Origin of the sequence: Ensifer oleiphilus (assembly GCF_013371465.1) — a bacterium.
In the GTDB taxonomy this organism is placed as follows: Bacteria; Pseudomonadota; Alphaproteobacteria; order Rhizobiales; family Rhizobiaceae; genus Ensifer; species Ensifer oleiphilus.
In genome coordinates this window covers 313,782-328,204 of record NZ_JABWDU010000006.1, presented here as the reverse complement: position 1 = coordinate 328,204, position 14,423 = coordinate 313,782, and the positions used below count along the sequence as shown (strand labels likewise).

Annotated in this window: 13 protein-coding genes; 6 read left to right on the top strand and 7 right to left on the bottom strand. The window is 63.9% G+C overall.

Going from position 1 to position 14,423, the window contains the following annotated elements; all coding sequences use genetic code 11:
• Positions 1–145: 145 nt before the first annotated feature.
• A complete protein-coding gene (locus HT585_RS22915) occupies positions 146–625 on the top strand; it encodes an Lrp/AsnC family transcriptional regulator (RefSeq protein WP_176355096.1) in 480 nt (159 codons plus the stop codon).
• A 24-nt stretch (positions 626–649) separates the two neighbouring features.
• On the opposite strand, the gene HT585_RS22910 is transcribed toward HT585_RS22915, so the two are convergent.
• Positions 650–1,117 (bottom strand): MarR family winged helix-turn-helix transcriptional regulator, encoded by a 468-nt coding sequence (locus HT585_RS22910; protein WP_176355095.1) that lies wholly within the window; start codon positions 1,115–1,117, stop codon positions 650–652.
• Positions 1,118–1,399: 282 nt separating this feature from the next.
• On the opposite strand from HT585_RS22910, the gene hmgA reads away from it, so the two are divergent.
• From hmgA to purU, 5 genes are all read left to right on the top strand, one after another.
• On the top strand, positions 1,400–2,767 hold the full coding sequence (hmgA, locus tag HT585_RS22905) for a homogentisate 1,2-dioxygenase (protein ID WP_176355094.1): 1,368 nt from the start codon (positions 1,400–1,402) through the stop codon (positions 2,765–2,767).
• Positions 2,764–3,633, top strand: a complete 870-nt coding sequence (locus HT585_RS22900) for an MBL fold metallo-hydrolase (RefSeq protein WP_176355093.1) — start codon at positions 2,764–2,766, stop codon at positions 3,631–3,633. The genes hmgA and HT585_RS22900 overlap by 4 nt, the downstream gene beginning before the upstream one ends.
• Before the next feature lie 12 nt (positions 3,634–3,645).
• Positions 3,646–4,662 carry a fumarylacetoacetate hydrolase family protein gene (locus HT585_RS22895; RefSeq protein ID WP_176355092.1) on the top strand — a complete coding sequence of 339 codons (1,017 nt, stop codon included), beginning with the start codon at positions 3,646–3,648 and terminating at the stop codon, positions 4,660–4,662.
• Positions 4,663–4,694: 32 nt separating this feature from the next.
• Positions 4,695–5,333, top strand: a complete 639-nt coding sequence (gene maiA, locus HT585_RS22890; RefSeq protein WP_176355091.1) for a maleylacetoacetate isomerase — start codon at positions 4,695–4,697, stop codon at positions 5,331–5,333.
• A 164-nt stretch (positions 5,334–5,497) separates the two neighbouring features.
• On the top strand, positions 5,498–6,382 hold the full coding sequence (purU, locus tag HT585_RS22885; RefSeq protein WP_077504882.1) for a formyltetrahydrofolate deformylase: 885 nt from the start codon (positions 5,498–5,500) through the stop codon (positions 6,380–6,382).
• A 105-nt stretch (positions 6,383–6,487) separates the two neighbouring features.
• On the opposite strand, the gene HT585_RS22880 is transcribed toward purU, so the two are convergent.
• The 6 genes from HT585_RS22880 to HT585_RS22855 all read right to left on the bottom strand — a co-directional run bounded on the left by HT585_RS22880 (position 6,488) and on the right by HT585_RS22855 (position 14,339).
• On the bottom strand, positions 6,488–7,669 hold the full coding sequence (locus HT585_RS22880) for an acetyl-CoA C-acyltransferase (protein ID WP_176355090.1): 1,182 nt from the start codon (positions 7,667–7,669) through the stop codon (positions 6,488–6,490).
• 65 nt (positions 7,670–7,734) lie between these two features.
• Complete coding sequence (lpdA, locus tag HT585_RS22875) at positions 7,735–9,129, bottom strand: dihydrolipoyl dehydrogenase (protein ID WP_176355089.1); 1,395 nt, start codon at positions 9,127–9,129, stop codon at positions 7,735–7,737.
• 7 nt (positions 9,130–9,136) lie between these two features.
• Positions 9,137–10,429, bottom strand: a complete 1,293-nt coding sequence (locus HT585_RS22870) for a dihydrolipoamide acetyltransferase family protein (protein WP_176355088.1) — start codon at positions 10,427–10,429, stop codon at positions 9,137–9,139.
• A gap of 2 nt (positions 10,430–10,431) precedes the next feature.
• Complete coding sequence (locus tag HT585_RS22865; protein WP_176355087.1) at positions 10,432–11,445, bottom strand: alpha-ketoacid dehydrogenase subunit beta; 1,014 nt, start codon at positions 11,443–11,445, stop codon at positions 10,432–10,434.
• Position 11,446: 1 nt separating this feature from the next.
• Entirely contained in the window at positions 11,447–12,679 is a 1,233-nt protein-coding gene (locus HT585_RS22860) for a 3-methyl-2-oxobutanoate dehydrogenase (2-methylpropanoyl-transferring) subunit alpha (protein WP_176355086.1), read from the bottom strand.
• A 328-nt stretch (positions 12,680–13,007) separates the two neighbouring features.
• Positions 13,008–14,339 (bottom strand): NAD(P)/FAD-dependent oxidoreductase, encoded by a 1,332-nt coding sequence (locus HT585_RS22855; RefSeq protein ID WP_176355085.1) that lies wholly within the window; start codon positions 14,337–14,339, stop codon positions 13,008–13,010.
• Positions 14,340–14,423 lie beyond the last annotated feature (84 nt).

Below are 14,423 nucleotides of genomic sequence, written 5' to 3'. Positions count from 1 at the left end.
GTCTCCTCTTCAAGCTCTCCAGATCTCTCTGGCCTCCAAACTTCGCTGGAGTATGACGCAAATCCGATGCATGATGCTTGTATTCTTGCGTGTTTTGGGCAGGATGCCGCACGAAACGTGCGAAATGCTGTATAAGGATGCATGAATGGAGCAGCTTGACGGGTTCGATCTCAAGATCCTCAGCGAACTGCAGCGCGACGGGCATCTCACCAACAACGAGCTATCGGAGCGTATCGCCCTTTCGCCCTCCCAATGCTCGCGCCGGCGAACACGCCTGGAGGCGGAGGGGTTCATTACCGGCTACCAGGCGCAGATCGACCGGCAGAAGCTCGGGCTCGACCTGATGGTGGTGATCTCTGTGACGCTTGCCACCCACAACCGCGACAATGCCAAGCGTTTCGGCAAGCTGATCGCAAGCTTGCCCGAGGTGCTGGAGGCGTACGCGCTGACCGGGGAGATGGACTATCACCTGCGGGTGGTGACGCCAGACCTTGCCGGGCTCTCGCGCTTCGTCAACGATGTGCTACTGCCGCATGACAGCGTGCAGCACGTTAAGACTTCGATCGTACTTGATACCCTGAAGAGCTTTCAGGGGGTGCCGATCCCGGAGCGCATGAAGGGTTGATACCGGCGTGGGTTGGCATAAAGCTTATGTGCGGGAAGGACGCTTTTCCGCCTTGTCGATCGCACGTTCGATCGCTTCGAGGCCGGCGCTGAGCGCCTTCATGCCTCCGACACCGATCAGATCGTGGAGTTGCGCCTGATAGGCGCTCGCGAGGTTTGTCAGTTCACGATAGGCGGTGCGGCCCGCCTTCGTCAGTTCCAGATGTTCCAGCCGGCGGTCGTCCTGGTCCTCGCTGCGCTTCAGCCAGCGCCGCTCCTCAAGGCCAGAGACGGCGCGGCTGACCTTGGTCTTGTGCATGGCCGAATGGGTGCCGACATCCGTTGCCGTCATCGCGTGGGTGGAGCTTCCAAGCGCCGCCAGCGTGCGCCACTCCGGACGCGTCAACTGGTAGCGCGCCTTGTATTCGGCGGCGAAGCGCACGGCGACGAACTCGGCGGCGCGGTTCAGTCTGTAGGGCAGGAATGCATTCAGCTCGAAGCCGTCGACCGCCATCCGTGACATCCTTGATAGTTACAAAATCGATAGTTACGATTGCAACTATTAAAGCATGTCGCGCAAAAGTGTGCAGCGGTTTTGCGATAGCGACATGCGTGAAAACAAGACCTTAAAGCGCGCCAAGCTTATCTGAAAGATCGCGACGCGTTTTTAGGCCCGAAAGCGCGCCACCGTCCACTCGGACTTCAGGTGACGCCCAAACGCATTGAACGTGCCTTCGCCTTACGGGATCAGCCGTGATCGCCGGTGGGGCAGGCACCTGAGGAGGAGGTTCAGGTCATGTTGGACAAGGCACAGAAACAGACAGGCGCCGGGTCGACTGCCGGTCAAATGCTTGATTACATGCCGGGGTTCGGCAACGATTTCGAGACCGAAAGCCTGCCCGGCGCCTTGCCGCAGGGCCAGAACAGTCCGCAGAAATGCGCCTATGGTCTCTACGCCGAGCAGCTTTCCGGCTCGCCGTTCACAGCACCTCGCGGAACCAACGAGCGTTCCTGGCTCTACCGCATTCGTCCGAGCGTGCGCCACACCGGGCGCTTCCAGAAGATCGACTACCCGCACTGGAAGACCGCGCCGCACGTGGCCGACCATTCGCTGGCGCTAGGGCAATTGCGCTGGGGGCCGTTGCCGGAGCCTTCTGAGAACCTCAACTTCCTCGAAGGCATCCGCACGATGACGACGGCCGGCGACGCGCTGACACAGGGCGGCATGGCCGCGCACGCCTATGCCTTCAATGCCGACATGGTCGATGACTACTTCTTCAATGCCGATGGCGAGCTTGTGATCGTGCCGGAATGCGGTGCCATCCAGGTGTTCACCGAACTCGGCAAGATGGATGTCGAGCCCTCCGAGATCTGCCTGGTGCCGCGCGGCACGATGTTCAAGGTGACCCGCCTTGGCGAGGAAAAGGTCTGGCGCGGCTATCTCTGCGAAAACTACGGTGCCAAGTTCACGCTGCCGGACCGTGGTCCGATCGGCGCCAACTGCCTTGCCAATCCGCGCGACTTCAAGACGCCGGTGGCGGCCTATGAAGAAAAGGAAACGCCCTGCCGCGTGCATGTGAAGTGGTGCGGCCAATTCCACGTCACCGAGATTGGCCATTCGCCGCTCGATGTCGTCGCCTGGCACGGCAACTACGCGCCCTACAAATACGATCTCAGAACCTTCTCGCCTGTTGGAGCCATCCTGTTCGACCACCCTGATCCGTCAATCTTCACGGTGCTGACGGCGCCTTCGGGCGAAGAAGGAACGGCGAATATCGACTTCGTCATCTTCCCGCCGCGCTGGCTGGTGGCCGAACATTCCTTCCGTCCGCCCTGGTACCACCGCAACATCATGAGCGAGTTCATGGGCCTGATCTACGGCCGCTACGATGCCAAGGAAGAAGGGTTCGTGCCTGGCGGCATGAGCCTGCACAACATGATGCTGGCGCATGGGCCGGATGCGACCGGCTACGAGAAAGCGACAAACAGCGAGTTGAAACCGGTGAAGCTCGACCATACGATGGCCTTCATGTTCGAGACCCGCTTCCCGCAGCAGCTGACCCGCTTCGCCGCCGAACTGGAGACGTTGCAGGATAACTATATCGACTGCTGGACCGACCTGAAAAAGCGCTTCAACGGCACGCCGGAAGGCGATTGGTCTTGAGGGCACGGCTGGTTCTGCTCGGTAGCAAGGGTGGCCCGGCAATCCGTCCGGGCGGCCCTTCGCCGAGCTCTTCACTGTTTGAGATCGGCGGCCGCACCATTGTCGTCGACTGCGGCCTCGGTGTTACCCGCGGCCTCACAGATGCCGGCGTCAATCTCAAGGCGCTGGATCTCATCTTCATCACCCATCTGCATTCCGACCACGTGCTCGAACTCGGGCCGCTGATCCACACCGCCTGGACTGCCGGCCTTGCGACCACTGTGGGCGTCTTCGGCCCGCCTGGAACCCGCGACTACTGGCACGGCTTTCTGCAGGCGATGAAATTCGATATCGATATCCGCATCATCGACGAGGGCCGCCCGGATCTGCGCCAACTCGTCGACATCGCCGAATTTGGCGAAGGCGCGGTTCTGTCCGAAGGCGGCCTGTCAGTGTCGGCGCTGCGGGTCGATCATCCGCCCGTGACCGATTGTTTCGCCCTACGGTTCGATCATGCGGGGGCAAGCGTCGTCTTTTCTGCGGACACCGCCCATTTCCCACCACTCGCCGATTTCGCAGCAGGTGCCGACATCCTCGTGCATGAGGCGATGCTGGCCGAGGGTGTCGATCGGCTGGTGGCGCGCACCGGCAACGGCGCGCGGCTGAAGGAACACCTGCTTGCGAGCCACAGTTTTGCCGACGAGGCTGGGCAAATCGCCACGGTCGCAGGCGTCGGCCGGCTGGTGCTGCACCATCTCATTCCGGCCGACGACCCGGAGATCACCGAGCTTCATTGGATCGCGGCCACGCGCAAAAGCTGGGCTGGTGCCTTGACGATCGCGTCCGACGGCCTTGTTGTGGAACTTGCGGACGATTCGTCTGCGTAGAGGGAGGATTGCATGAAACTGGCGACACTTAAGGACGGCTCGCGTGATGGAAAACTCGCGGTCGTCTCCCGCGATCTCACCCGCTGCTCCGAAGTCGGGCACATCGCCCGCACGCTGCAAGCTGCACTCGACGACTGGGCACATACCAGCCCGCGGCTCGAACGCGTGGCCGAAGGCATAGAGACCGGCGCTCAGCCGACGATCCGCTTCCATGAACACGACGCGCTTTCGCCGCTGCCGCGCGCCTATCAGTGGGCCGATGGCTCGGCCTATGTCAATCACGTCGAGCTGGTGCGAAAAGCCCGAAACGCCGAGATGCCGGCAAGCTTCTGGACAGATCCGCTAATCTACCAGGGCGGCTCCGACAGCTTCATTGCGCCACGCGATCCGATCCTGATGGCGGACGAAAGCTGGGGCGTCGATATGGAAGGCGAAATCGCCGTCGTCGTCGACGATGTTCCGATGGGCGCCTCGCTGGAGGAGGCCCGCGCTGCCATCCGCCTGGTGATGCTCGTCAACGACGTGTCGCTGCGTGGCCTAATCCCGGCCGAACTCGCCAAGGGGTTCGGTTTCTACCAGTCGAAGCCGTCGTCGGCCTTTTCGCCGGTTGCAGTCACGCCGGACGAACTGGGCGATGCCTGGGATGGCGGCAAGCTGCATCTGCCGCTTCATGTCGACCTCAATGGCAAGCCGTTCGGTCGCGCCGATGCCGGTGTCGATATGACCTTCGACTTCGGCCAGCTGATCGCGCACGCGGCCAAGACGCGTCCGCTTGCAGCCGGCACGATCATCGGTTCGGGCACGGTCTCCAACAAGCTCGACGGCGGCCCCGGAAAGCCGGTCTCGGAAGGTGGCGCCGGTTATTCCTGCATTGCCGAGCTGCGCATGATCGAGACGATTGTCGGTGGCGCGCCGAAGACGCATTTCCTGCGCTTCGGCGACATCGTGCGCATCGAGATGAAGGACAAGGCCGGCCATTCGATCTTCGGTGCGATCGAGCAGTTGGTCGGGCCTTACGAAAAGGCCTGATCGTGGCCAGCGCACGCGACGAGGAAAGCCGCATGGCCGAGACCGTTCTTTATGACTATTGGCGGTCATCGGCCAGCTACCGGGTCCGCATTGCGCTGAACAGCCTTGACGAGCCCTATCGCTCCGTGCCGGTGGACCTGCTGGCCAAGGCTCATCGCCAGGCCGAGCACCTCGACCGCAATCCGCAGGGGCTGCTGCCCGTGCTCGACATCGACGGCGAGCGGTTGACGCAATCGCTCGCCATCATCGAATACCTGGCGGAAACGCGGGAAAAGGCCACCTTCCTGCCCGGCGGTGCAACCGAGCGACAACGTGTGCGAGCGCTGTCCTATGCAATCGCCATGGACATTCACCCCGTCTGCAATCTCGGCGTCGTCTCCTACGTCATGGCCAATTCAGAGGATGGCGAGACGGCGCGCCGCGACTGGATGCGCAAGTTTATCGGCGACGGGCTGACTGCCTTCGAGCGCTTGCTCGACCACCCTGCCACGGGCGACTTCTGCCACGGCGACAGGCCCGGGATGGCGGATTTCTGCCTGGTGCCGCAGGTCTACAATGCCCGCCGCTGGGACGTCGATCTGTCCGCCTGCCCGAAACTCGTTGCCATCGATCAGCGCTGCGCCGAGATCGACGCCTTCGCCCGCGCCCACCCTGACCGAACCCCGCATTAGGCATCTGAGCCCCTGTTGCCAAGCCGCTCCGTCGCCGTCTGGCCGGTTCCGTCCAGCCGATGTCGCGAATGGATCGACAGGAGGCCAAAGGCCGCGCTAGTTTTCGCCGTGACTGGCCGTATAAGGGGGGCCGGAAAAACCTCTGGAGCGAGAGACAGATACCGATGAAAAGCTATGTGCTGACCGTCACCTGCAAGTCCACCCGCGGCATCGTTGCTGCCATTACCGGCTATCTCGCGGAAAAAGGCTGTTACATCACCGACAGTTCGCAGTTCGACGATCTGCAGACAGGTCTGTTCTTCATGCGGCTGACCTTCATCAGCCAGGAAGGCGCAAAGATCGAGGAACTGCGGGAAGGCTTCGCGCCCGTCGTCAAGCGCTTCGACATGACCTGCGAGATCCGCGACAGCGAAGAGCGCATGAAGGTGGTGCTGATGGTGTCGCGTTTCGGCCATTGCCTCAACGACCTGCTCTACCGTTGGAAGATCGGGGCGCTTCCGATCGATATCGTCGCTGTCATCTCCAACCACTTCGATTACCAGAAGGTGGTCGTCAACCACGACATACCCTTCCACCACATCAAGGTGACCAAGGACAACAAGCCGCAGGCCGAAGCGCGCATGCTGGAGATCGTCGAGCAGACCGATGCGGACCTGGTGGTGCTTGCCCGTTACATGCAGGTTCTCTCCGACCAGCTCTGCAAGAAGATGTCGGGCCGGATCATCAACATCCACCACTCCTTCCTGCCGTCGTTCAAGGGCGCCAACCCCTATAAGCAGGCCTATGAGCGCGGCGTGAAGCTGATCGGCGCGACGGCGCACTATGTCACCGAGGATCTCGACGAGGGTCCGATCATCGAGCAGGACATCGCCCGCATCACACATGCCCAGAGCGCCGAGGATTACGTCTCGATCGGCCGCGACGTGGAAAGCCAGGTGTTGGCGCGGGCCGTTCACGCCCATATCCACCACCGCTGCTTCATCAACGGGAACCGCGTCGTCGTCTTCCCGGCGAGCCCGGGCTCCTACGCTTCCGAGCGCATGGGTTAAGCAACGGTGTGATTGGGTCTCTCGCCGCCAAGCGGGGAGAGACCGAGGGACAATCGCCCCCTGAAAACGAGAGGCGCCACCGGTTCGACCGGTGGCGCTCTTTTGTCAGTGCAACAGCTCCAGCCCGACCGCCGTCGCTTCGCCGCCGCCAATGCAGAGCGAGGCAATGCCGCGCTTGACGTTCTTGGCGCGCATGGCGTGCAGGAGCGTCACGATGATGCGGGCGCCAGATGCGCCGATTGGATGGCCGAGCGCGCATGCGCCGCCATTGATGTTGACGATTTCGTCGGAAAGCCCGAGATCGCGGATTGCGGCCATCGCTACCACGGCGAAGGCCTCGTTGATTTCGTAGAGGCCGACGCTGCCTTTCTCCCAGGCAAGTTTGGCCATCAACTTGTCGATCGCGCCGATCGGCGCGGTGGTAAACCAGGCCGGTTCCTGCGCATGACCGGCATGGCCGGCGACGATGGCAAGGGGCGTGAGCCCCCGCTTTTCCGCCTCGCTCGCCCGCATCAGGATCAGCGCCGCAGCCCCGTCTGATATCGACGACGAATTCGCCGCCGTCACGCTGCCGCCGTCTCGGAAGGCGGCTTTCAGCTTCGGGATCTTTGCCGGATCCGACTTGGTCGGCTGCTCGTCGCGATCAAGATTGGCGGTTTGCCGCTTGCCGGCGCCGCTGATTGTCACCGTTTCCTCGGCAAAGGAACCATCTTCCGCTGCGCGGGTTGCGCGCTCCAGCGAGCGAATCGCAAACGCGTCCTGGTCGGTGCGCGAGAACTGGTAGTGTTCGGCCGTGTCTTCGGCATAGGTGCCCATCAGCCGGCCGGAATAGGCGTCCTCAAGGCCGTCGAGGAACATGTGATCCTTGACCTCGCCATGCCCCAGCCGGAAGCCGCCACGCGCCTTTGGCAACAGATAGGGGGCGTTGGTCATCGACTCCATGCCGCCGACGGCAAGCACCGAGACGCTGCCCGAAAGGAGTGCGTCGTGGCCGAGCATCAGGGCCTTCATGCCGGAGCCGCAGACCTTGGAAATGGTTGTCGATGGCGTTTCCTTGCCAAGGCCCGCGCCGAGAGCTGCCTGGCGCGCCGGGTTCTGGCCGACGCCGGCCGGCAGCACATTGCCCATCAGCACCTCGTCGACAGTGTCAAGGCCAGCGCGGTCGAGTGCTGCCTTCAGCGCTATTGCGCCGATTTCCGGCGCCGTCAGATCCTTCAGGCTGCCCTGAAAGGAGCCCATCGGGGTGCGTGCCGCCGAAACGATGACGATCGGGTCAGTTCTGCTCATGTCTTTCTCCCCTACGGCAAAAGGCAACGGTTGACGCTGGCGGGCGCCATTCACCCGCGCACCGCTCAGATGTGCAACGCGTGTCCCAGCGCCTTGAGTGCTGCTTCCTGGAATGCTTCCGACTGGGTCGGATGGGCGTGGATCGTGCCGGCGATGTCTTCGAGGCGCGCGCCCATCTCGATCGCGAGACCGAAGCTCGCCGAAAGCTCCGAGACCCCATGGCCAACCGCCTGGATGCCGAGGACCAGATGGTTGTCGGCGCGGGCGACGACGCGCACGAAGCCGTCTTCCGACAATGTCGTCATGGCCCGACCGTTCGCCTGGAAGGGGAACTGGCCGACCTTGATCTCGATGCCTGTGGCGCGGGCTTCGTCCGGCGAAAGACCTGCCGTCACGATCTCCGGGTCGGTGAAGCAGACGGCGGGTATGCAGCGCTTGTCCCAGGCGCGTTTGTTGCCGGCGACGATCTCCGCGACCATTTCGCCTTGCGCCATGGCGCGGTGCGCCAGCATCGGCTCGCCGGTAACGTCGCCGATCGCATAGATGCCGCGCATCGAGGTGCGGCACTGGTCGTCGATGCGGATGAATTTTCCGGCGCGGTCGAGATCGATTTCCTCGAGCCCGAAACCGTCGGTCACCGGCCTGCGGCCGACCGTTACCAGCACCTTTTCGGCCGGCACCTCGATGGGGCGGCCGTTGTGTTCGGCGAGCAGGGTCTTGCCGTCGGCGGAGAGCCGCTTGGCGACCGTCTGGGTAAAGACCTCGACGCCGAGTTCGCCGAGGCGCTTGGCGATCGGCTTCGACAGGTCCGCGTCATATTGCGGCAGGATGCGCGCCTGCGCCTCGAGCACGGTGACATGGGCGCCGAGCTTGGCAAAGGCGGTGCCGAGTTCGAGCCCGATATAGCCGCCACCGATAACGGCGACGCTCGCCGGCACGCTTTTGAGCGACAGTGCCTCGGTCGACGAGATGATCGAGCCGCCGAAGGGCATGTCTGAAAGCTCGATGGGGGCGGAGCCGGTGGCAATGACGATTGCCTCGGCGCGAATGCGCTGCAGGCCGGTCTCGGTTTCCACGTCCACCGTCTTGCCGTCGACGAAGCGAGCGACGCCGATGACGGCCTTGACGCCGGCTTTCTTCAGAAGGCCGGTGACGCCGCCATTCAGCCGCCCGACGATGCCGTCCTTCCAGGCGACGGTGCGGGCGAGATCGATGGTCGGGTTGGCAAGCGACAGGCCGAGCGGGCTACGGCCGGAGGCCGCCGAGCGCAATTTATGGAATTCGTCGGCGGCGTGGATCAGCGCCTTCGACGGGATACAGCCGACATTGAGGCAGGTGCCGCCGGCCTTCGCCTTCTCGACGATGACGGTGTCGACGCCGAGCTGGCCGGCGCGGATGGCGCAGATATAGCCGCCGGGGCCGGCGCCGATGACGAGCAGCTTGCAGGAAATTTCCTTCATGATCGCCTCATGCCTCCACGAAAATCAGTGCCGGCGTTTCGAGCAGGGTTTTCACCCTCTGCACGAAGGTGGCCGCATCCCAGCCGTCGATGACGCGATGGTCGAAGCTCGACGACAGGTTCATGATCTTGCGCGGCACGAACTGCGTGCCGTCCCAAACAGGGCGAACCGCCAGCTTGTTGACGCCGACGATCGCCACCTCGGGGTGGTTGATCACGGGCGTCGAGACGATGCCGCCAAGTGCGCCGAGCGAGGAGATGGTGATGGTCGAGCCGGTGAGTTCGTCGCGGGTGGCAGTGCCGGTGCGGGCGGCTTCCGCCAGCCGGTTGAGTTCTATGGCGCAGTCCCAGATGCCGCGCGCTTCGGCGTGGCGCACGACCGGCACGGTCAGGCCGGCAGGCGTCTGCGTGGCGATGCCGATATGAACGGCGTGGTGACGGCTGATGATGCCGGCGCCGTCGTCGAAGGTGGAGTTGACACCCGGCAGATCGGCGATCGCCCTGACCATCGCGCGCATGAGATAGGGCAGGATCGTCAGCTTCGGCTGATCCGGCTTGCGATCGCGGTTCATCATCGTGCGCAAGTCTTCGAGCGCGGTCATGTCGACCTCCTCCACATAGGTGATGTGGGGGATGCGCGAGGTCGACAGCGTCATCTTCTCGGCTATGCGGCGGCGAAGGCCGGTCACCTTGATCTCGTCGACGGCGGTTTTGCGCGCGAGGCCGGCAGGCGCCGCGGCCGGCTGGGCGCCGCGGGCAAGAAACTGGTCGAGGTCGTCATGGGTGATGCGGCCGGCAGGGCCTGTACCTGTCACCTGGCGCAGGTCGACGCCGCTTTCGCGGGCGCGTAGGCGCACGGCGGGTGAGGCCAGGGCCTTCTCCAGACGCTCGGGCGCGACATGTACGCCGTTGCTGGCCGGTGCCGGTGTCTTTGTCTCGGCCTTTGCTTCGACCTTTGCCGGCTGGCTCGGCGTGGCAACCGGGGCTTCGGCCTTCGGCGCTGCTTTCTCTTCGGTCTTGGCCTCCGGCTTTTCGACTGGAGTTGGCTCCGTGCCTTCGCCCGCAATTTCGATGCGTACCAGCGGCGCCTTGACCGCGACTGTATCGCCGATCTCGGCACCGAGCCAGAGCACCGTACCGTTGACCGGCGAGGGGATTTCGACCGTCGCCTTGTCGGTCATCACGGCCGCAAGGATCATGTCCTCGCGCACGGGATCGCCTGGTTTCACATGCCATTCGACCAGTTCGGCCTCGGCCACGCCTTCGCCGACATCCGGCATCTTGATTACGAATTCGCCCATGCTCAGGCCTCCATCACTTCGACGAGCGCGCGTCCGACGCGCGCGGGGCCGGGGAAATAGTCCCACTCCTGGGCATGCGGGTAGGGCGTGTCCCAGCCGGCGACGCGCACGACCGGGGCTTCGAGATTGTAGAAGCAGTGCTCCTGCACGAGGGAGGCGATTTCGCCGCCGAAGCCGGAGGTCAGCGTCGCCTCATGCACGACGACGCAGCGCCCGGTCTTTTCGACCGATTGCACGATGGCGTCGAGATCGAGCGGCAGCAGGCTGCGAAGGTCGATGACCTCGGCGTCGATGCCGGTCTCTTCTGCGGCGGCCAGCGCCACATGCACCATGGTGCCATAGGCAATCACAGTGACGGCCGAGCCCTTGCGGCGTACTTCCGCCTTGCCGATCGGGATGGTGTAGTGGCCTTCCGGCACTTCGCCGAGATCGTGTTTCGACCAGGGAATGACGGGACGGTCGTGGTGCCCGTCGAACGGGCCGTTATAGAGGCGCTTGGGCTCCAGGAACATCACCGGATCGGGATCTTCAATCGAGGCGATCAGCAGGCCCTTGGCGTCATACGGGTTGGACGGCACGACGACCTTGAGGCCGCAGACATGGGTGAACAGTGCTTCCGGGCTCTGGCTGTGCGTCTGCCCGCCGAAGATGCCGCCGCCGGTCGGCATGCGCAGCACGATCGGGCAGGTGAAGTCGCCGTTGGAGCGATAGCGGATGCGGGCCGCTTCCTGGGTGATCTGGTCGTAGGCCGGGTACATGTAGTCGGCGAACTGGATCTCGACGCAGGGTTTCAGCCCGTAGGCGGCCATTCCGATCGCCGTGCCGACGATGCCGCTCTCGCTGATCGGCGCATCGAAACAGCGGGTCTTGCCGTATTTCGCCTGGAGCCCCTGGGTGCAGCGGAAGACGCCGCCGAAATAGCCGACGTCCTCGCCGAAGACGACGACATTGTCGTCGCGCCCCATGGAGACGTCCATGGCGCTGCGCACGGCCTCGATCATTGTCATTCTGGCCATATCAGTATCCTGCCTTCTGGCGCTGGCGGCGAATATGGGGCGGCATCTCGGCATAGACGCCTTCGAAGATGTCGCGCACCGACGGCCTGCCGCCGGCATGCAAGGTGCCGTGGCCTTCGGCCTGCTTCTGCGCCTGGATCACCGCATCGACGATCTCGGCTTCCGCCTGGGTGTGGCGTTCTTCCGACCAGGCGCCGCGCAGGATCAGGTGCTTCTTCAGCCGGAGGACGGGGTCGCCAAGTGGCCAGGCTTCCGATTCCGTCTTCGGCCGGTAGGCGCTCGGATCGTCGGAGGTGGAGTGTGCGCCGACGCGGTAGGTGACGTATTCGATCACCGTCGGGCCGAGATTGCGTCGGGCGCGTTTGGCTGCCCATTTGGCAACCGCATAGACGGCGAGATAGTCGTTGCCGTCGACACGCAGCGCAGGAATGCCGAAACCGAGGCCGCGGGCGGCAAAGGTACCGGAGCCGCCGCGGGCGATGCCCTGGAAGGTCGAGATCGCCCACTGGTTGTTGACGATGTTGAGAATGACCGGCGCCTTGTAGGTGGAGGCAAAGACGAGGGCGGAATGGAAGTCCGACTCCGCCGTCGAGCCGTCACCGATCCAGGCGGCCGCGATCTTCGTGTCATTCTTGATGGCTGACGCCATCGCCCAGCCGACCGCCTGCACATATTGGGTGGCGAGGTTGCCGGAGATGGTGAAGAAGCCATGCTCCTTGGAAGAATACATGATCGGCAGTTGCCGGCCGCGCAACGGGTCGCTCTCGTTCGAGAAGATCTGGTTCATCATCTCGACCATGGGGTATTCGTCGGCGATCAGCAGACCCGCCTGACGATAGGTCGGGAAATTCATGTCGCCCTTGTTCAGCGCCTTGCGGAAGGCGCAGCTGACCGCTTCTTCGCCCAGATGCTGCATGTAGAACGACGTCTTGCCCTGGCGCTGCGCCATGACCATGCGCGCATCGAAGGCGCGCAGCGTCATCATGTGCTTGAGGCCGGCAAGCAGCTCGTCGTCGGACAACAGCCCGGCCCACGGGCCGACGGCTTCACCATCACGGTTCAAGACGCGGATGATCGAATAGGCGAGGTCGCGGATCTCTTCCGGGGCGACGTCGATCTCGGGCCTCGGCACAGAGCCGGCCTTCGGGATCTTGACGTTGGAGAAGTCCGGCTGGCCGCCCGGGCGGACCGCCGGTTCGGGCACATGCAGGCTAAGTCGATCGGGATCGCTCATGCGGTTTCCGGCCTCCCTCCGGCGTGCGCGACGCGCACCTACAAGCATGGGGAAAACGGGGTGTCGCAGATGGCAAAAGTGGGCGGGACTACCTGCAGGCTCCTCCGCCCCGGATCGTCACGCCTTCCTCCTCAGCCCCGTTCTCCCGACGGGATGAACACAGACTGCCACGAGTTCAGGGGCTTATGAAGGCCTTTCGGCCGCTCGCGATGCTTGCAGCTGAAGAAAGACAGAATCCTGCAGTGGCGATGGCGGCTGCCGGTGTCGCTGCGATTTTCGGTCGGCTCCGCGCGTAATTTTCTTGCGCGACAGCTTGCCGTTCAGGTGCTCAAACCGGCGGTGCGATGGTGATCGGGGTGCCGTCGGAGAAGCGGGAGAAACGAAAAGGGGCGGGGTCGACGATCGGTTTCTGGCCGGTGACGAGGTCGGCGACCAGATGCCCGGCACCCGGGCCGATGCCGAAACCATGGCCGGAAAATCCTGTGGCGATGATGAGACCAGGCTGGGTTTCTATCGTCGAGATCACCGGCACCGCGTCGGGCGTGACGTCGATCAGGCCCGCCCAGACCTGCTGCACCCGCGCCTCGCGTAGCGACGGCAGCGCCTCTCTCGCTGCATCGAATGCGCGCAGGACGGAGTGCTGATCCGGTTGCGGATCCAGCACCCGGTGCCGCTCGAAAGCACCCGGGCGGTCGAGCGGAACGGCGCCGATCTCGAAGAGTTCGCGCCAGCTCTGGGCGCTGAGGCCGACCTGTACGGAATCGCCTTCGGCCTTTCGCGCCGGCTGGAAATCGCGGAAGAATGCAAAACTGTCGGGCACGACAGGATGCAGGTTGGCGCCGCCATCGGCAATCGTGTAGCCACCGTCGAGCCGTTTGCGATAGGCGTAGCTGCCCGTGGCACCCGCGCCTTCGGGCCCGCCCGGGACCGCACTGGTCCGGAGCACGGTGTTGCGGACCTTCAGTTGCGGTAACCGGATGCCGAGCCCTTTGAGCAACAATCGCGACCAGGCGCCACCGGCCACGACGACACCAGAGGTTTCGATCCGACCCATTTCGGTGACGACGGCGCTGATGCGCCCGGCTTGTCTCTCGATGCCACGGACAGCGCAGCCCGAAAGAATGCGGGCACCGGCGCGGCGCGCGCCGGCAACGATCGCCGGTACCGCCTTTTGCGGTTCGGCCCGGCCGTCGCTCGGCGTGTGCAGGGCACCCTGGTAGCGGATGTTGGCGCCCGGCATCAACGCTTCCGTCTCTTCCGCTCCGATCTGCCTGCTGTCGACGCCATAGGGTCTCGCCATCGCCAGCCAGGCATCGCGGTTGGCGATGTCGGTCTCATTCTCGGAAATGTAGAGGATGCCGCTGCGGCGAAAACCGGTCTCGCCGCGGACGCGGGCATCGAGCGTATCCCAGATCTTCAGCGCTTCGATCGCCAGCGGTATCTCACGCTCGTCGCGGCCCATGACGCGCACCCAGCCCCAGTTGCGGCTCGACTGTTCGGCTCCGGGCACGCCCTTCTCGCAAAGCACGACGTCGATGCCGCGCTCTGCCAGAAACAGCGCGGTGCTGATACCGATGATGCCGCCACCGACGATGACGACATCGGCTTTCGCTGGCAGGTTCTGATCGGTTTCGACGATATCGAGAGTGGGACCGGGCATGGGAGGGAGCTTTCAGGCGGGGTTTGCGGACGCGCCATCGGTGCATGCCGGCACTGCCAGATCAAGGCCCGGATTCTTGCTTTC